Origin of the sequence: Microcella indica, from assembly GCF_013414345.1 — a bacterium.
GTDB classification, from domain to species: Bacteria; Actinomycetota; Actinomycetes; order Actinomycetales; family Microbacteriaceae; genus Microcella; species Microcella indica.
Genome location: NZ_CP058670.1, coordinates 1,796,777 through 1,812,986, shown reverse-complemented (window position 1 = coordinate 1,812,986; position 16,210 = coordinate 1,796,777). Strand labels below are relative to the sequence as shown.

General features: G+C 70.6%; 18 protein-coding genes. 7 read left to right on the top strand and 11 right to left on the bottom strand.

Features of this window, described 5'->3' with window-relative positions:
• Positions 1–11: 11 nt before the first annotated feature.
• Positions 12–506: an FBP domain-containing protein gene (locus HUJ41_RS08875; RefSeq protein ID WP_179872265.1), complete on the bottom strand. Its 495-nt coding sequence runs from the start codon at positions 504–506 to the stop codon at positions 12–14.
• Between the two features lie 123 nt (positions 507–629).
• Entirely contained in the window at positions 630–1,190 is a 561-nt protein-coding gene (locus tag HUJ41_RS08870) for a YceI family protein (protein WP_179872264.1), read from the bottom strand.
• Between the two features lie 169 nt (positions 1,191–1,359).
• Here HUJ41_RS08870 and HUJ41_RS08865 point away from each other — a divergent pair, with 169 nt between their 5' ends.
• On the top strand, positions 1,360–2,865 hold the full coding sequence (locus HUJ41_RS08865) for a DUF7059 domain-containing protein (RefSeq protein WP_246299199.1): 1,506 nt from the start codon (positions 1,360–1,362) through the stop codon (positions 2,863–2,865).
• Between the two features lie 10 nt (positions 2,866–2,875).
• Here the strand turns inward: HUJ41_RS08865 and HUJ41_RS08860 are convergent, their stop codons facing one another.
• The 4 genes from HUJ41_RS08860 to HUJ41_RS08845 form a co-directional block, all read right to left on the bottom strand.
• Positions 2,876–3,628 (bottom strand): ABC transporter permease, encoded by a 753-nt coding sequence (locus tag HUJ41_RS08860; RefSeq protein WP_179872262.1) that lies wholly within the window; start codon positions 3,626–3,628, stop codon positions 2,876–2,878.
• On the bottom strand, positions 3,625–4,551 hold the full coding sequence (locus HUJ41_RS08855) for an ABC transporter ATP-binding protein (RefSeq protein ID WP_179872261.1): 927 nt from the start codon (positions 4,549–4,551) through the stop codon (positions 3,625–3,627). Before HUJ41_RS08855 ends, HUJ41_RS08860 begins: the two co-directional genes overlap by 4 nt.
• Positions 4,548–4,904: a GntR family transcriptional regulator gene (locus tag HUJ41_RS08850; RefSeq protein ID WP_179872260.1), complete on the bottom strand. Its 357-nt coding sequence runs from the start codon at positions 4,902–4,904 to the stop codon at positions 4,548–4,550. Before HUJ41_RS08850 ends, HUJ41_RS08855 begins: the two co-directional genes overlap by 4 nt.
• A gap of 134 nt (positions 4,905–5,038) precedes the next feature.
• Entirely contained in the window at positions 5,039–5,806 is a 768-nt protein-coding gene (locus HUJ41_RS08845) for a hypothetical protein (protein ID WP_179872259.1), read from the bottom strand.
• Positions 5,807–5,892: 86 nt separating this feature from the next.
• On the opposite strand from HUJ41_RS08845, the gene HUJ41_RS08840 reads away from it, so the two are divergent.
• Positions 5,893–6,762 (top strand): DUF3097 family protein, encoded by an 870-nt coding sequence (locus HUJ41_RS08840; protein ID WP_179872258.1) that lies wholly within the window; start codon positions 5,893–5,895, stop codon positions 6,760–6,762.
• A gap of 96 nt (positions 6,763–6,858) precedes the next feature.
• Here HUJ41_RS08840 and HUJ41_RS08835 read toward each other — a convergent pair whose 3' ends face one another.
• Positions 6,859–7,062 (bottom strand): cold-shock protein, encoded by a 204-nt coding sequence (locus tag HUJ41_RS08835; RefSeq protein ID WP_152583240.1) that lies wholly within the window; start codon positions 7,060–7,062, stop codon positions 6,859–6,861.
• Between the two features lie 262 nt (positions 7,063–7,324).
• Here HUJ41_RS08835 and HUJ41_RS12785 point away from each other — a divergent pair, with 262 nt between their 5' ends.
• The 5 genes from HUJ41_RS12785 to HUJ41_RS08810 all read left to right on the top strand — a co-directional run bounded on the left by HUJ41_RS12785 (position 7,325) and on the right by HUJ41_RS08810 (position 12,046).
• The gene (locus tag HUJ41_RS12785) at positions 7,325–7,870 is read left to right on the top strand and encodes a hypothetical protein (protein WP_224744427.1); all 546 of its coding nucleotides are present in this window, start codon (positions 7,325–7,327) and stop codon (positions 7,868–7,870) included.
• 1 nt (position 7,871) lies between these two features.
• The gene (locus HUJ41_RS08825; protein ID WP_152583241.1) at positions 7,872–8,369 is read left to right on the top strand and encodes a DUF427 domain-containing protein; all 498 of its coding nucleotides are present in this window, start codon (positions 7,872–7,874) and stop codon (positions 8,367–8,369) included.
• A gap of 83 nt (positions 8,370–8,452) precedes the next feature.
• On the top strand, positions 8,453–9,532 hold the full coding sequence (locus HUJ41_RS08820) for a VIT1/CCC1 transporter family protein (protein WP_152583242.1): 1,080 nt from the start codon (positions 8,453–8,455) through the stop codon (positions 9,530–9,532).
• A 222-nt stretch (positions 9,533–9,754) separates the two neighbouring features.
• Complete coding sequence (locus HUJ41_RS08815) at positions 9,755–10,438, top strand: M23 family metallopeptidase (protein ID WP_165638052.1); 684 nt, start codon at positions 9,755–9,757, stop codon at positions 10,436–10,438.
• 126 nt (positions 10,439–10,564) lie between these two features.
• Positions 10,565–12,046 (top strand): radical SAM domain-containing protein, encoded by a 1,482-nt coding sequence (locus HUJ41_RS08810; RefSeq protein WP_179872257.1) that lies wholly within the window; start codon positions 10,565–10,567, stop codon positions 12,044–12,046.
• Between the two features lie 19 nt (positions 12,047–12,065).
• Here the strand turns inward: HUJ41_RS08810 and HUJ41_RS08805 are convergent, their stop codons facing one another.
• Genes HUJ41_RS08805 through HUJ41_RS08790 form a run of 4 tightly spaced genes read right to left on the bottom strand, consistent with a single transcriptional unit; the run spans position 12,066 to position 16,179 of the window.
• Positions 12,066–13,130 carry an ABC transporter ATP-binding protein gene (locus HUJ41_RS08805; RefSeq protein WP_179872256.1) on the bottom strand — a complete coding sequence of 355 codons (1,065 nt, stop codon included), beginning with the start codon at positions 13,128–13,130 and terminating at the stop codon, positions 12,066–12,068.
• Entirely contained in the window at positions 13,127–14,035 is a 909-nt protein-coding gene (locus HUJ41_RS08800; RefSeq protein ID WP_218925597.1) for an ABC transporter permease, read from the bottom strand. Before HUJ41_RS08800 ends, HUJ41_RS08805 begins: the two co-directional genes overlap by 4 nt.
• Before the next feature lie 9 nt (positions 14,036–14,044).
• Entirely contained in the window at positions 14,045–14,962 is a 918-nt protein-coding gene (locus tag HUJ41_RS08795) for an ABC transporter permease (protein WP_246299198.1), read from the bottom strand.
• Positions 14,935–16,179 carry an ABC transporter substrate-binding protein gene (locus HUJ41_RS08790; protein WP_218925596.1) on the bottom strand — a complete coding sequence of 415 codons (1,245 nt, stop codon included), beginning with the start codon at positions 16,177–16,179 and terminating at the stop codon, positions 14,935–14,937. The genes HUJ41_RS08795 and HUJ41_RS08790 overlap by 28 nt, the downstream gene beginning before the upstream one ends.
• Between the last annotated feature and the right edge of the window lie 31 nt (positions 16,180–16,210).

The following is a 16,210-nucleotide window of genomic DNA, read 5'->3' as shown; positions in this document are numbered from 1 at the left end:
CGGGAGTGCGGTCAGGCCGTCTTGAGCAGGTTGGTCGTGAAGCGCTGCAGACGCTCGGTGAGACCGGCGCTGCGGCGCGCGACGACCTCGCTGCGGCTGAGGGTGAGCTCGCTCGTGGCGGGCAGCATCCTGATCATCATCGAGCACGCCAGATCGGCGCACAGGTAGGTGCCGATGGTGTTGCCGTCGCGGCCCGCGGCACCGCCCTTGGGCGCGCTGAACATGAGCACCTGCGTCGAGGGCTGCGGGGTGTGGCAGAACGAGCACATGGCCCCGATGCCGGGGCGCAGGGTCGACGAGGCGGCGCGCACCATGAACCCGACCGGGCGGTCGTCGACCCAGTGCACGATGTAGCCGCGCGGCAAGCCGTCGGGGTCGCGCCAGCCGAGGTACTCCCGCTCGTCCCACAGGGTCTCGTACAGACCGGGCAGCGGCATTCTCGCGATCTCGGCCTCGGTCGCGTTCACGATCGAGCCGCGAATCTGCTCGGCAGTCAGTTCTCTCATCATTCGACAGCGTACGACACGCAGTCGACGGCACCTGAACGCAGAACGGGGCGGCCCCCGGTGGGGCCGCCCCGTTCTGCAGGGCGAGGTGTCGGGGCGCTCAGCGCCCCGCATCCCTCTCGATCAGGACTGCAGCTGGAACTGCGCGTCGATCGTGATCGTCACCTCGTCGCCGAGGAGGAAGCCGCCGGCCTCGAGGGGAGCGTTCCAGCTCACGCCGAAGTCGTGGCGGTTGATGACCGCGTGACCGTTCGCGGCGGCGACGATGTTGCCCCACGGGTCCTTCGCGATGCCGCCGAACTCGCCCGTGAAGGTGATCGGCTTGGTCACGCCGCGCAGGGTGAGCTCGCCGTCGAGCTTCAGCTCGTCGCCCTCGGTGCGGATGCCCGTCGAGCGGAACTCCATGGTCGGGTACTGCTCGGGCGCGAAGAAGTCGTTGCTGCGCAGGTGGGCGTCGCGGTCGGCGTTCTTGGTGTTGATCGACGCGATGTCGACGCTCACGACGACGCTCGACTCGAGCGGGTTCTCGGCCGCGGTGACGGTCGCGTCGAACTGCTCGAAGGTGCCGCGCACCTTGCTGATCGCGAGGTGGCGAACGCTGAAGCCGATCTCGGAGTGCGAGGCGTCGATGGTCCAGGTTCCTGCGACGTAGCCGGGGATCGCGTCGGCGGTGAGAGTAGTCATGCGGTGGGGTGCTCCTTCAATGTCGTGTCGGTGATCGTTCCGGTCGTCCGTCGAGCGTGCGCTGCAGGCCGACCGATCTATGCAATCGCATGGATGCTCGGACTATTCCCGTACGGAGGAGATTCCCGGCGGGTGCCGGGCGGGGCGCTGTTCACGGTTGGATGGTGTCGTGGAATCCGACCTCCTGACCCGCCTGCGCGCCGACCTCCTGACCGCCGTCTACACCGTCGACCGGGTGCAGCAGCTGTGGGGGCCCGACGCCGATGCCGCACTGCACCGCGGTGATCGCGTGCTGGCGCTGCGGAAGGCGCGCGCGGCGGGCCCCGAGCCTGTCGCCCTGCTCGCGCGGTTGTTCCGCCTGCACGACGAGCTCACCGGCCCGGAGCTCGCCGCGGCGTTCCCCGCTCTCGGCGTCGAGGGGGCGAGCGCGCTCGGGCTCGTCGACGAGGCCGGGCGAGCGCGAGTCGACGTCGGCCCGCTCACCGCGCTCGACAGCGCCGGCGCGGCCGAGTGGTGGATCGTCTCCGACCTCGACGAGCACGCGCTCGGCGGTGCTCTGCCGCCCGGCCACGTGCTCGGCGTGGGTGGAGCCTCGCTCACGCTCGCGGGCCTGCAGCCCACGACGCCCGTCGGGTCGGTGCTCGACCTGGGCACGGGCTGCGGCGTGCAGAGCCTTTTCGCGGCGCGCGGAGCCGAGCGGGTCGTCGCCACGGACGTCTCGCCGCGCGCCCTCGAACTGGCGGGCGCGACGTTCGCGCTCTCCGCGGTCGACACGGTCGAGCTGCGGCACGGCGATCTCTACGTGCCGGTGACGGGGGAGCGGTTCGACCGCATCGTGAGCAACCCGCCGTTCGTCATCACGCCGCGCCGCGAGGGCGTGCCGCTCTACGAGTACCGCGACGGCGGTCGCGTGGGCGACGGGATCGTCGAGGAGGTCGTGCGCGGCGCGGCCGACCACCTCGTGCCGGGCGGCACAGCGCACCTTCTCGGCAACTGGGAGTATCGCGACGACGAGGATGGCCTGTCTCGCGTCGCCCGCTGGCTCGAGCTGGCGGGCCTCGACGGCTGGGTCATCGAGCGCGAGCGCCAGTCGCCCGCCGAGTACGCCGCCACCTGGATCCGCGACGGTGGCACGCGCGCGGGCACGCCCGAGTTCGAGCGCCTGGCGGGGGAGTGGATCGACGACTTCGCGGCGCGCGGCGTCGTGGGCGTCGGGTTCGGGTACCTCGTGCTGCGGCATCCGGCTCCCGGCACGGCGACCCTGCGCCGCACGGAGGTCGTGGCGTCGCCCCGGCCCGACGCCTCGGCGGGTCTCGGCGACACCCTGCTCGCGGGCTTCGCGATGCACGATCGTCTCGCGCCTCTCGACGATGCGGCGCTCGCCGAGCTGCGCTGCGCGGTCGCGGGCGATGTGACGGAGGAGCGCCACTACTGGCCGGGCGCCGAGGGCCCGACCGTCATCCGGCTGCGTCAGGGCGGTGGGCTGGCTCGGGAGATCGAGGCGGATGCTGCGCTTGCCGGCTTCGTCGGTGCGAGCGATGGCGGCCTGAGCGTCGGAGAGATCGCGAGCGCCCTCGCCCACCTGCTCGAGGTGGACGAGGGCGAGCTGCGCGAGCAGCTGCTGCCGCAGGTGCGCGAGCTGCTCGTCACGGGCCTGCTGACGCTCAGCGAGTAGCCGCTCCGAACTAGGTGTTCGTGGGCGTCGCCCTCCGCAGGATGAGGTAGGCGGCGATGGCACCGAGAGCCGTGATGACGAGGCTCCACGCGAGGGTGCCGAGCACGCCGGCCGTGGCGAAGAAGTCGCCTACCGCCCCCCATGACTCGGTCCAGGTGAGGAGGAAGCCCACGGCGACGAGGAGGACGACGAGTCCTGCCCAGAAGACGTACATGCCCGTGGCCTTCCAGCGCACGTAGACCGACGCGGTCGCCGCACCGATGGACGCGAAGAGCAGCAGGATGAGCAGGGTGCCGAGGAAGAGCTCGAACCAGGAGAAGTCGGGCGACGTGTCGAAGAATCGCAGGCCGATGCCCCAGTAGTCGACGGCGCGCTCCGCCATGGCGAGCGTGGCGATGAGCGCGGCGTAGCCGGCGGAGAGCAGGGTGAAGAGCGCACCGGTGCCGAGGAGGTAGTCGCGCCGGGTAGCGCCGAAACCGAGGGCCAGCGGGAAGGTCTGGTTGACGCTCTGCACGGCCATGACGAGCGTGTAGACCCAGATGAACCCGACGCCGCCGTTGACGCCGACTGCGGAGGCGCCCTCTGTCGCCGTCGAGATGAGGCCGTAGATGGCGAGGTTGAGCACGTAGATGAAGCCCAGGATCATGAGCGGCCACCCGATGAGGGTCATGGGGTTCGTGAGCTGCAGGAGCATGATCGTCGAGATCCGGCGCCCGAGCGGTCGCGCCGTCGTGGGCAGGCTGTCTGCGGTGAGCGCGGTCATGCCGTCGCCTCCTCGTGCGTGGTGGTGGTGGTGGATGGGGTGGTGAAGCCGCCCGTGCGCCGCACGATGAGCTGCTGCAGCGAGACGGGCCCGACCTCGAGGCCGGCAGTGCGGGCGGCGGCGCGGTCGGCGTCGTCCACGGCCGCGACGGTGGCGCTCAAGAGCCCGCCGAGCTGCTCGCGGTGGGCGACCTCGCGGCCGGCGATGAAGCGCTCGACGGCCTCGGTCGTGCCGCTCACGGTCGCGGCACTCGAGCGCAGCTCCTCGACGGGTGCGTCGATGACGATGCGGCCGGCGTCGATGACGAGGGCGTGCTCGAGAAGCTGGCTGACCTCGTCGATGAGGTGCGTGGACAGAATGACCGTGCGGGGGTTCTCGCTGTAGTCGGCGAGGAGGCGGTCGTAGAAGATCTGCCGAGCCACAGCATCCAGGCCCAGGTACGGCTCGTCGAAGATCGTGAGCGGTGCGCGCGAGGCGAGCCCCACGATGACGCCGATGGCGGAGCGCTGCCCGCGGGAGAGCTTCTTGATGCGCTGCTTCGGCGTAAGGCGGAATTCCTCGACGAGGTCGTCGGCGAAGCCGGCATCCCAGTGGGCGAAGAAGCGCGGGGCGCCCGCGAGCACGTGCTTGATGCGGAACTCATCGGGGTAGCGCTGGGCCTCCGAGATGAAGCACGTGTGCTGCAGCACGGCAGCGTTCTCCACGGGCGGGGCGCCGAAGAGCCGCACGGTGCCGCTCGTGGGGAACTCCTGGCCGGTGATGAGGCGCATGAGCGTCGTCTTGCCGGCGCCGTTGCGGCCGAGGAGGCCCGTGATGGTGTTCTTGGGCGTAGTGAACGTCGCGTCGTCGACGGCCGCGAGCGAGCCGTAGCGCTTGGTGAGGCCGCGGGCCTGCACTGCGGGGGACTCAGGGGCGGGGGTCATGGGGTGGTGTCCTTTCGAATCATGTCGGCGAGCTCCTCGGCGCTGATGCCGAGTGCTCGGGCCTCCGCGAGGAGGGGGCGCAGGAAGTCGTCGCGAAACGTCGTGCGGCGGTCTGCGATGAGGGTGGAGCGAGCGCCCTCGGCCACGAACATGCCGATGCCGCGGCGCTTGTAGAGCACGCCGGCGTCGACGAGCAGGGTGATGCCCTTGAGAGCGGTGGCGGGATTGATGCGATGGAAGGCGGCGTACTCGTTGATCGACGGCACTTGCGCGCCCTCGACGAGCGAGCCGTCGATGATCTGGTTCTCGATCTGCTCGGCGAGCTGCCGGAAGATCGGGCGACTGTCGTCCATGGGCACCTCCCCTCGGTCGCTGAGCCTCAGCGGCTCGTGTGCTGGTTACTTACTCAAGTAACTAACCAGACAACCGAGCGCGTGTCAACCCGCGCAGCCATGGGCGCGGGCGAGAAGGCGGGGTGCGCCGGGCGTCAGCGGGTGCGCGGACGCCAGGACGGCACGGTGAGCAGGATCGCGGTGGCGCTCAGCGCGAAGCCGAGCATCCCGAACGCCGTCGAGCCGGGGCTCTGCACCCCGAACGCGGGGAACGGCAGATCGTCGGGCAGACCGATGCCGACGCCGATGTAGGGCGCGAAGGCAGCGGTGACGATGACGCTGCCGACGATCGCCGCGAGCGCGAGGAACCGCCGCGGGGCGAGGACGCGCTCGAGGGTAGGCCCGTCGAGGCGGCCGAGCACGGCGAGGCCGCCCGCGAGAACGAGCCCCAGCAGTACCCAGATCGTCAGGGCCACGAAGAATCCGGTCTGCGACACGTCACCCCACGCCGCATAGGTCTCCTCGAGGGTGAGCTGGCCTTGCGCGATCGCGAGCGGCTGCTCGACCGCGAGCGTCCACGCGCCGAAGGCGATGAGGCCGAGCAGCGCGAGCGCGGCGCCCGACCCGATGCGACGGCGTACGGCGGGGTCGGGCAGCGGTTCCGGCTCGAAGGGGTACAGGATGCGCTGCCGCGGCTCGAGCGGCGTGCTCTCTGGCCCGCTCGCGCCGTCGAGCTCGCGAGGGCTCAGGCCGCGCAGTCCGCGGGCGACGGCCGCGAGGTTGAGCGCACCGCCGAGCAGGATGAGCGCGAGCGCGACCCAGCCGAGCGCGGCGCCGACGGGCAGCACCCACCAGGCGAGGAGCGTGAACGGCACGAGCAGGAGGCACGTGAGCCCCCAGCGGAACAGTGCGGCAGCGCGCATCCTGGTGATCTCCCCTCGACGAGCCCACTGTAGCGATATCGGCGTGGAGCGGCCCGGCCGCCCGCGACGCCCCGTACAGTCGCGTCGTGACTCACGGCGATCGATACGGCAATGACGTGCTCTCCGGCGACTGGCGCTCGGTCGGGCGCCGCATCGTGCCCGAGGTGCCGGCCGAGCGCGACCTCGTCGTGGAGCTGCCGGACGACGGTCTGGAGGGCAGCGGATTCGTCGGCGCCGTCGTGCTCGTCGACGCCGCCAACGTGCACCTCGAGGATCGCCGGGGGAGGGTGCGGGCGTTTCCCCTGGGCGGCGGCTTCCTCGTCGAGGGAGAGCCGGTCATCCTCGTTCCACCGGTCGCGCGCACCGCACCGGTCGCCCGTCAGCGCACGGCGAGCGGGTCGTTCGCCGTCGAGGATGCACCCGCGCGCGTGGCGCGCGCGAGCCGCATCTGGGTCGAGGGGCGCCACGACGCCGAGCTCGTCGAGCAGGTGTGGGGCGACGACCTGCGTGTGGAGGGCATCGTCGTCGAGTACCTCGAGGGCGTCGACCACCTCAGTGACCGGCTGCGCGAGTTCGCGCCGGGCGCCGGGCGCCGGGTGGGAGTGCTCGTCGACCACTGGGTGACCGGCTCGAAGGAGGAGCGGCTCGCGCGCGAGGTGCTCGCGAGCCTCGGCCGCGCGGCGGCGAGCAGTGTGCACGTCGTCGGCCACCCGTTCATCGACGTGTGGCAGGCGGTGAAGCCCGAGCGAGTGGGCATCGCGGCGTGGCCGGATGTTCCGCGCGGCGTCGACTGGAAGACGGGCACGTGCCGTGCCCTCGGCTGGCCGCACGACTCGGCGGCGGACCGCGCGGCGGCGTGGCGGCGCATCCGCGGCAGCGTGCGCGGCTTCGCCGACCTGGAGCCGGCGCTGCTCGGCCGCGTCGAGGAGCTCATCGACTTCGTGGCCCAGGACTGAGCAGGCCCAGGAACGACGAAAGCCGCCCCACGTCGTCGGGAGGCGGCTGTCGTTCAGTCATCGGCGAGCAAGCCCGCCGAGACGCAAGGGGTCGAACTAGATGGGGCGGATGTTCTCAGCCTGCAGACCCTTGGGGCCCTGCGCGACGTCGAACTCGACCTTCTGGTTCTCGTCGAGCGAGCGGTAGCCGCTCGACTGGATGGCGGAGAAGTGCGCGAACACGTCGGCGCTTCCGTCATCGGGGGTGATGAAGCCGAAACCCTTTTCGGCGTTGAACCACTTAACAGTGCCTGTCGTCATTTACTGACTCCTTGTTGCTCACGGAGTTTCGACTGTCGAAACCACCAGTCGAACCACTCATGAATCCTGCTCTATACGAGAGCAACCTGCTGCTGTAACACTGCATGTTTCGGATCGCCGAGGCGTATCAACTTCATGGCTCACAGTAGTGCACAAAGGTGCACGCGAGAACATCCTTCACCGAGTTGTTACCGGGCTGTCACTCAGCCCCTCCCTATCGTCGCGCCGTAGCGTGGGGCTCATCGCACCCTCGGGAGGACCCATGAGTTTCTTCGACCGACTGTTCGGCGCCCCCACGCCGGAACCGCAGGCCCGCGACGACGCCCCGCGCGGCGTTCGCGGCGACGATGAGCGCGCCGTCGAGCGCTATCGCTACCTGCTCGAGACGGCGCCTCCCGAGGCGATCGAGCAGGTGCACGCCGAGGCCTTCGCGAAGCTCACCCCCGAGCAGCGCCGCCTCGTCTTCGCGCAGCTCACCGAGAACGCGCCGGCGGGGGATGCGCCTCGCGCCGACGACCCCCAGTCGCTCGCGCAGTCGGCCACCCGATCTGAGCTGCGGCAGCCTGGCACGATGGAACGCTCGCTCGCCGGCCCAGGGTTCGGCCAGATGCTCGGGGCCTCGCTGCTCGGCACGGTCGCGGGCTATGTCATCGGCTCGGCGATCGTGAGCGCCTTCCTGCCGCCGGTCGACGCAGGGCTCACCGATGCTGGTGCAGATGCGGGTGCCGGCGCCGACGCCGACCCGGGTGCCGATGCGTTCGGTGATGCGGGCGGCGGGTTCGGCGACTTCGGCGATTTCGGGTTCTGACATGCCTCGACCTCAGCGCCAGAAGCCCGGGCCCGGCCAGGAGTCCGTCTGGGACTACCCGCGCCCACCCCGCGTCGAACCCGTGCACGCCCGCGTGACCGTCGAATTCGGCGGCCGCACTATTGCCGAGTCGACGCGAGCGGTGCGCGTGCTCGAGACGAGCCATCCGCCCGCGTTCTACCTGCCGCCGGGGGACTTCGTCGAAGGTTCTCTCGTGCCGGCCGAGGGCACCTCGTTCTGCGAGTTCAAGGGCCGCGCGCAGTACTACGACGTCGTGAGCGGCACGGAGTCTGCGCCGCGCAGCGCCTGGTACTACGCGAGCCCGAGCCCTGGCTTCGAGTCGATCGGGGGCTTCGTCTCGGTGTACCCGGGCCGCATGGACCGCTGCACCGTCGACGGCGAGGTCGTGCAGGCGCAGGAGGGCGACTTCTACGGCGGCTGGATCACGGCGAGCATCGTCGGGCCGTTCAAGGGCGCGCCCGGCACGTGGGGCTGGTAGCCGCCCTCGCGTGATCTACCTCGTGATGGGGCTTTCGGGCCGCCGAACTGCGGAGCGAGGGAGGCCGCTGGCAGGATGACCGGATGACCGACCCTGCGCCGCGCCCCGCCGAGATCCGCCGGTGGCGACGCTATCTGGCCGATGAGCGCGCCGAAGCCGCCGTCTACCGCGACCTCGCGGTACGTCGTGAGGGGGAGGAGCGCGCTATTCTTCTGGCGCTCGCCGACGCCGAGGGTCGCCATGAGGCGCACTGGCTCGAGCTCTTGGGCCCGCATGCCGCGCGCGTGCCCGCAGTCTCGGTGCGCACGCGCATCCTCGCCTTCTTCGCGCGCCGATTCGGCAGCGTCTTCGTGCTCGCCCTCGCTCAGCGTGCCGAGTCGCGGTCGCCCTATGAGCGGGATGCCGATGCCACGCCCGCGATGGCCGCCGACGAGCGCATCCACGGCGAGGTGGTGCGCGGGCTCGCGGCGCGCGGGCGGCAACGGCTGGCCGGTTCCTTCCGGGCAGCGGTGTTCGGCGCGAACGACGGCCTCGTGAGCAACCTGGCACTCGTGCTCGGCATCGGAGCGACGGGCGTGGCGACCGGGACGGTACTGTTCACGGGCCTCGCGGGGCTCCTGGCGGGTGCACTCTCCATGGCGGCGGGCGAGTTCGTGTCGGTGCGCTCGCAGCGCGAACTGCTCGCGGCCTCCACCCCCGACCCTGATGCGCACACGGCGGTCGCCGATCTCGACGTCGACGCGAACGAGCTGGCGCTCGTCTATCGAGCGCGCGGCATGAGCGAAGCGGATGCCGAAGCGCGGGCGGCGGCCGTCATCGGCGCGACGGGCGCAGGCCGGCGTGAGCGGCTCGGCCCCGCGGCGCCTGTCGACGAGCACGAGGCAGTGGGGTCGGCGTGGGGTGCTGCCGGGTCGAGCTTCGCGTTTTTCGCGTCTGGGGCGGTCATCCCCGTCATCCCGTATCTCGTGGGCCTGGAGGGCATCATCGCGGTTCTCACCGCGGCGGTCCTCGTCGGCGCCGCGCTCCTGCTCACCGGTGGGATCGTCGGGGTGCTCTCGGGCGCCTCGCCCGGCAAGCGCGCCTTGCGGCAGCTCGCGATCGGCTACGGCGCGGCGGCCGTGACCTATCTTCTCGGCCTCCTCTTCGGCGCGGCATTCGTCTAGCGAACACTGTCTGGGTGCCCCGATCAGGGGTTTCCCATGTTCGCGTCGTACCGTGGAGGGTCGACCAGATGGGTCGGCGAGGAGCGAGTGCTCCCGGTGTGAATGATCCGCCGGGCCCGTCACGATGACCTCCGGCTCCCTACCGAGGAGCAGTTGCGCAACGACGTGCACCGACCGTGTCCCCGGCCCCGATGGCCGCCACCAAGATTGCCGATACCTCTTATGCTCCACTCGCTCTACGTCTCTGCCGTGCGCACTGCGCACCTCGACCCCTATCGCTTTCGGCACCGGCTGCTGGCCGCCGCCGCCGTGATCGTCGCCACCGCGGCCGTCCTGCCGACCGGCATGACGGCGATCGCCGCGACCTCGAGCGAGGAGAGGGCTGCCGCTGCGCCTCCCGAGCAGACCTTCGAGCCGAGCGAGCTGGCGACGATGCCCCTGCTCGAGCGGGAGGAGATCACGATGGATGTTCGGCCGCCGATCATGTACCCCGTGGGTGACTTTGCTGTGTCGAGTGGGTTCGGCCTCCGTGAGGCAGCCTGCGGGGCGTGCTCGACGAATCACCGCGGAGTGGACTGGGCTCTGTCCTATGGAACGGAGATTCGAGCCATGGCAGACGGCGTGGTGACAGAGGTCGGTACTCCCGCAGGCATCGCCGGTAGCCTGGGGTATTGGATGACGATCGAGCATGTCGTCAATGGGCAGCGCGTCGTGAGCCTCTACGCTCACCTGATCGAGGATTCGAATCCCTATCAAGTCGGCGACGACGTACGGGGCGGAGACGTGATCGGCCTGCTGGGTTCCACGGGTGTGACGACCGCACCGAACTTGCATTTCGAGCTAGAACTCGACGGAGTCAAAATCAGTCCGCTCCCGTGGTTGCGCGCCAATCGGGCGGCTGGATAGCAGGCGTCTCACCAGATCTCGTGCGGTACCAACCTGCGGAAGGGACCGCTCCGAATACCCCGTGCATAGACTGGCGCGAGCGCGTCACAGTCAGGCCACCGCCGACCGATTGCACGAGGAGCCCCCATGTCACTGGTTTCATTCGCCCGTCGCATCGAGCTGGAGACGCGCCCGATCCACCCGGACACTCGGCGGGCCCTCGACAAGCGCTGGGCAGAGCTGCCGGAGCACGCCCGCACGCCGGAGCAACTTCTCGGCAAGTGCGCCGTCGGCTGCGAGGGCACGCACGGCGTCTTCCCCAAGTGCAACCTGACGTGCTCGCCGTGCTACCACTCGGCCGACGCGAACAAGGTGCGCATCGACGGCAATCACACCGTTACCGAGGTCACGAAGCAGATGAACTACCTGCGCGAGATCCGCGGCCCCCGCGCGCACGCCCAGCTCATCGGCGGCGAGGTGAGCCTGCTCGCGCCCGAGGACCACCGTGCGGCGCTGCAGGCCATGCGCGCCGTCGGCCGCGAGCCCATGTCGATGACGCACGGCGACTTCGACTACCAGTACCTGCTCGACGTCGTCCTCGACGAGACCGGAAAGCCCGCCTTCAAGAAGGTGTCGTTCGCCGCGCACTTCGACTCGCTCATGCGCGGACGCACCGGCGCCGTGCGCCCCAAGAACGAGGCCGAGCTGAACCCGTTCCGCGAGAAGTTCGCGCAGATGTTCCTCGACCTCAAGAAGCAGCACAAGGTCGACTCCTACCTCGCGCACAACATGACCGTGACGCCCACCAACCTCGACGAGGTCGAGGAGGTCACGCGCGACGTGCTGCAGATGCCCTACGACATGATGTCGTTCCAGCCGGCCGCCTTCATCGGCGACGACCGCCGCTGGAAGGAGAACTTCGAAGAGGTCACGATCGACGCCGTGTGGGAGCGCATCGAGGCCGGTGTCGGGCAGGAGCTGCCGCACAAGGCCGTGCAGTTCGGCGACCCGCGCTGCAACCGCCACACGGTCGGCGTCATGGTCGAGAACCGGTTCGCGAGCGTGCTCGACGCCGATGAGCCCAAGGACATCGCGGCGCGCGATCGCTTCCTGAAGCACTACGGCGGCATGATCTTCGGCGACATCCCCCGCTGGGCGCTCACCGTCAAAGTCATGCGTGCGGTTCTGAGCCACCCGCAAGACCTCCCCCCGCTCGTCGGTCTCATGACGCGCATCCTGCGCCGCGCCGGTGGCCTGCGCGCCGTCCTGCGCGCCGCGCGCAAGGGCAAGGTGAGCTTCAAGACCTTCGTCGTGCACAACTTCATGGACGCCGAGCAGGTCAAGCCGGCGTGGGAGATGATGAAGAAGGGCATTGTGGCGGAGGACCCGAAGCTGCTCGAGACTCAGGAGCGCCTCGGCTCGTGCATGTACGCCATGAGCCACCCCGAGACGGGCGAGCTCGTGCCGGCGTGCACGCAGCACTCGGTTCTCGACCCGATCGAGAACATCGGCCTGCGCAAGCTGCTGCCTCTCGAGCCCAAGGACAAGGCGGCGAAGAACAACGCCGCGACCGGCATCTCGAACGGCCGCGTCGACGAGCTCATGAAGGAGCCGGCCTCGCGCTGGTAGCGCAGCTGCCGGTCTCCCGCTACCCGGGTACCGGCGTTACCACCGTGCATGCTGAGCGCGGAATGTGCGCGGCGACCTCCTGGCCGATGGTGAGAGGCCGACTCGCGGGCACCTCGGCGGCGAGCGTCGCTGAGCCCACCGCGAGCTCGATTGCCGCGCGCGGCCCCCGAGCGTGCCGCGCCGTCACGACAGCCGTGACCCCGGTCATGCCCTGCGGCGCGGGAACCGGGGGCGAGGCGAGGTGCACCGCCTCATGCCGCACGACGAGCACGCCCCCGCCCTCCGCCCACGACTCCCCAGCGGGTGCCTCGATGCTGCCGAGGGGCGAGCGGTGCACGCCCTCCCGCACGACACCCGCCACCTCGATACGACCGCCCATGAGGCGCGCGACGTCGAGGGATGCCGGCCGCGTGTAGAGCCGCTCGACGGTGTCGTGCTGCAGAAGCCGCCCCGTGCGCAGGAGCGCGACGCGGTCGGCGACGATCGCCGCTTCGTCCCGATCGTGCGTGACCATGACGACGGTGGGCTTGAGGCGCTCGCGCAGCTGACCCAGCAGCTCGTGCATGTCGGCCCGCAGCTCGGGGTCGAGAGCGCTAAACGGCTCATCGAGCAGCAGCACGCGCGGCCGTGCGGCGAGGGCGCGCGCGAGCGCGACGCGCTGCTCCTGCCCACCGCTGAGGGCCGTGACGGGTCGGCTTCCGAAGCCCTCGAGCTGCACGAGCGCCAGGAACTGGCGCGCATACTCTCTCGCCTCGCCCCGCGGAGTGCCCGCGACCGTCGCGGCGAACGCGACGTTGTCGAGCACGCTCAAGTGCGGAAAGAGCAGGGGTCGCTGGAAGACCATGGCCATGCCGCGGCGCTCCGGCGCGACACCCGCGACATCGGTGCCGTCGACGAGGATGCGCCCGCTCGTCGGCGAGTCGAGACCCGCGATGGCCCGCAGCACGCTGCTCTTGCCCGAGCCGGAGGGGCCGAGAATGGCGAGGCACTCGCCGGGTTCCACCGTCAGCGACACTTCGTCGACGGCATTGGCGCGGCCGTCGAAGCTCTTGGTCAGCGCGTCGAGGCGCAGCGTGGCGCTCACAGGAAGCCCTTCTCTGATCGGGCGAGCGGCGAGGCGCTCGGAGTGCGGGTGCCGCCCGCGTATCGGCGGCCGAATCGGCCGAGCGCGAGCAGCAGCAGCAGCGGCGGCACGATCGCGCTGAGGGAGAGCACCGCGACGATCGCATCGTTGCCGACCCCCGCGGCGAACGACCCCACGAGGAAGGGCAGGGTCACGATCGTGCCGCCGCCGACGAGCACCGTGATGACGTAGTCGCTCCAGCCGACGAGGAAGGCGAGGAAGGCGGCTCGCGCGAACCCCGGCGCGACGAGCGGCAGGTGCACGCGCCACAGAACCTGCCAGCGCGAGGCGCCGAGGGTGCGAGCCTCCTCCTCGAAGGCGAGGTCGTGCGCGGCGTAGGTGACGCGCATCGTGTACACCGTGTAGGGAAGGGCCGCAGCGACGAGCAGCAGGAGCACGCCGACGACCGCGGGCACGCGCATCCGCAGCAGCACGACGGTGAGGCCCATGACGGCGACGAAGGCGGGCAGGGCGAGAGGGGCGAGCAGGATGCCGCTCACGAGCCGCGGCGCCGGCACCGAGCCCACCGCGAGCGCGCGGGCCGCCATGGCCCCCACGGGCGTCGCGATGGCCGCGACCGCGAGGCTCAGCAGCAGCGAGCGCCCGAACGCCTCGACCCCGCCCTGCGCGAGCGCCGTGCCGAGCCCGTCGAATCCCCACTCGGTCGGCAGTGGGGCGGGGAACGACCAGCGGTTCGCGACCGACCACAGCAGCAGGGGCACGAGGGGCAGCGCGAACCAGAGGGCGAGCATCCCGCTCAGGATGATGCGCGCGGCGCGGCCGACGGGGCGCGGGCGCATGAGGCCGCGCGAGGTCGCCTGGCGGTCGGGGGTGACGCGCTGGCCGTAGGGGATCATCATCGTCATCGCTCGGCCCTACTTCCACAGGGGCGTGCGCCGCAGCGCCGCCATGCCGAGCGCCACGACGGCGAGGGAGATGAGCGTCGTCACGACCGCGACGGCGGCCGCCTCGGGGCGCGCCGTGAGCGTGATCGAGGTGAACAGGCGGAAGGCGAGCACGGGCAGCGGCTCGGGGTACGGGCGGCCGAGCAGCCACGCGACCTCGTAGGAGCCCAGCGTGTAGACGAAGATGATGATCGCGCTCACGATGACGGCGGGGCGTGCGAGCGGGATGACGACGTGGCGCAGGCGACGGGCACGGGATGCGCCCAGCAGTGCCGCCGTCTCGTCGTAGCGCGCGACGCGGCTCGCGAGCACCCCGGCGACCACGAGCGCGACGAACGCCGACTCCTTCCAGGTGTACTCGAGCACGACCGCGATCCACCAGGTTCCGCCCACGATGGCGGGCCACTCGGTTCCCGGGATGCCGAACAGGCGGGGGATGATGCCGGCGTCACTCAGCAGGAGACCGACGGATGCGGCGCCGACGAGGTGAGGAATGGGGATCGTGAGGGCGCTGAGCCCCGCCACGAGCCGGCCGGTACTGCGGCCCTGCGTGATGACGAGCGCGGCGGTGAGGCCGATGATGCACGACAGCACGGTCGACGCGGTCGCGATCGCGAGCGAGAGGCCGATGCCCCGCGCGAGATCGTCTCCGTTGGCGACGTAGGCGTCGAGGCTCAGCGATGCCTCGCCCACGAGGGGGAGCAGGCCGAGGCTCTGCACGAGGGAGAAGCCGATGCCGCCGCCCACGACGAACAGCGCGATGAGCACCGCGGGGGCCACGAGCGCGATCGACGACCAGCGGCGGGAGCCTCTCGGGGAGACTCCCGCCGCCTGCCTGTCGAGCGCGGTGATGGTCGTCCCTACCGCGCGAGCACCTGAGCGCGCCACGCCTCGTCGATCGGCGTGACCCACGCGGCGGCGAGCTCGGGGTTCGCGTTCTCGCTCAGCACGTCGTAGCTCGGCACGACGGGCGACGAGGGCAGCGCCTCGAACAGCGCACGCTCCTCGTCGCTGAGCTGGTCGAGGTCGAGCACGGTGAACTGGCCCCACACATCCGGCTCGGCCTTGGCGACCTGCTGCTCGACCGAGAGCGCCAGGTTCGCGACGACCATCGCACCCGCCTTGCTGCCCGAGGTCGAGGCGAGGCCGAGGAAGCTCGCGTTGCCGACGGTGCCCTCGTCGAGCGTGAGCACCTTCGTGCCGGCGGGGTAGGTGCCGTCGGCGACGAGCTCGGTGAGCGTCGCCGGGCCGTAGGTCATCGTGAAGTCGACCTCTCCGTTCGCGAAGAGCTCGTTGAGCTCGTTCGAGTTCTGCGGGTAGGTCTCGCCTCCGCGCCACAGGGAGGGTGCGAGGTCGGTGAGCTCGTCGTAGAGCGTCGGAGTGAGCTCGGCGAAGGCATCCTCGCTGTAGGCGAGGGGCACATTCTCGTAGCCGCCGCTCACGCTGTAGAGAACCTCGCGCACGAAGACCGAGCCGGTGAAGTCTGGCGGCGCGGGGTAGGTGAAGCGCCCCGGGTTCGCGCGGGCCCAGTCGAGCAGCTCGTCGAGAGTGCTCGGCACGTCGGTGACCGTATCGCTGTTGTACACGAAGGTGAACTGCGCCTTGTGCCACGGAGCCTCGCAGCCGTCGACGGGGGTGCCGAAGTCGTCGAGCAGCAGCGGGTCGGCGGGGTCGGTGAGCGCCATGTTGGGCAGAAGGTCGGTCCAGCCGCACTCCCAGGCTCCCGCCTCCTTGCCCGTGCCGAAGTTGTTGCCGTTGACCCACACGAGGTCCACTTCGCCATCGGTCTCGCCCGCCTGCACCTCGCTGAGGATGCGGTTGAGCGCGTCGGGAGTGTCGGCGATCGGAACCTGCTCGAGCGTCACGCCCTGCTCGGCGGCCGCGGGCACCAGCACATCGTTGACGTAGGCGTTGCCCTGCTCGTCTCCGCCGTACATCCACAGCTTCACGGTCTGGCCTTCGGCCGCCGCGACGACCTCGTCCCAGCTCTCGTAGCTCTGCTCGCTCGAGGCGCCCGCCTCGGCCGAGCAGGCCGCGAGCGCGGCGACGAGGCCGAGCGTCAGGCTCGCGGCGAGACCGGCGCGAGCGGGGTGGTGACTGTTCACGATTCTCCTTGGAGGTGGGGGAGGGTGCGGC

Bases quoted from the DNA above. Each gene is read 5' to 3' on its own strand.
- HUJ41_RS08875 (WP_179872265.1), bottom strand. From the start codon at position 506: ATGAGAGAACTGACTGCCGAGCAGATTCGCGGCTCGATCGTGAACGCG.
- HUJ41_RS08870 (WP_179872264.1), bottom strand. From the start codon at position 1,190: ATGACTACTCTCACCGCCGACGCGATCCCCGGCTACGTCGCAGGAACC.
- HUJ41_RS08860 (WP_179872262.1), bottom strand. From the start codon at position 3,628: ATGACCGCGCTCACCGCAGACAGCCTGCCCACGACGGCGCGACCGCTC.
- HUJ41_RS08855 (WP_179872261.1), bottom strand. From the start codon at position 4,551: ATGACCCCCGCCCCTGAGTCCCCCGCAGTGCAGGCCCGCGGCCTCACC.
- HUJ41_RS08850 (WP_179872260.1), bottom strand. From the start codon at position 4,904: ATGGACGACAGTCGCCCGATCTTCCGGCAGCTCGCCGAGCAGATCGAG.
- HUJ41_RS08845 (WP_179872259.1), bottom strand. From the start codon at position 5,806: ATGCGCGCTGCCGCACTGTTCCGCTGGGGGCTCACGTGCCTCCTGCTC.
- HUJ41_RS08835 (WP_152583240.1), bottom strand. From the start codon at position 7,062: ATGACGACAGGCACTGTTAAGTGGTTCAACGCCGAAAAGGGTTTCGGC.
- HUJ41_RS12785 (WP_224744427.1), top strand. From the start codon at position 7,325: ATGAGTTTCTTCGACCGACTGTTCGGCGCCCCCACGCCGGAACCGCAG.
- HUJ41_RS08825 (WP_152583241.1), top strand. From the start codon at position 7,872: ATGCCTCGACCTCAGCGCCAGAAGCCCGGGCCCGGCCAGGAGTCCGTC.
- HUJ41_RS08820 (WP_152583242.1), top strand. From the start codon at position 8,453: ATGACCGACCCTGCGCCGCGCCCCGCCGAGATCCGCCGGTGGCGACGC.
- HUJ41_RS08815 (WP_165638052.1), top strand. From the start codon at position 9,755: ATGCTCCACTCGCTCTACGTCTCTGCCGTGCGCACTGCGCACCTCGAC.
- HUJ41_RS08810 (WP_179872257.1), top strand. From the start codon at position 10,565: ATGTCACTGGTTTCATTCGCCCGTCGCATCGAGCTGGAGACGCGCCCG.
- HUJ41_RS08800 (WP_218925597.1), bottom strand. From the start codon at position 14,035: ATGACGATGATGATCCCCTACGGCCAGCGCGTCACCCCCGACCGCCAG.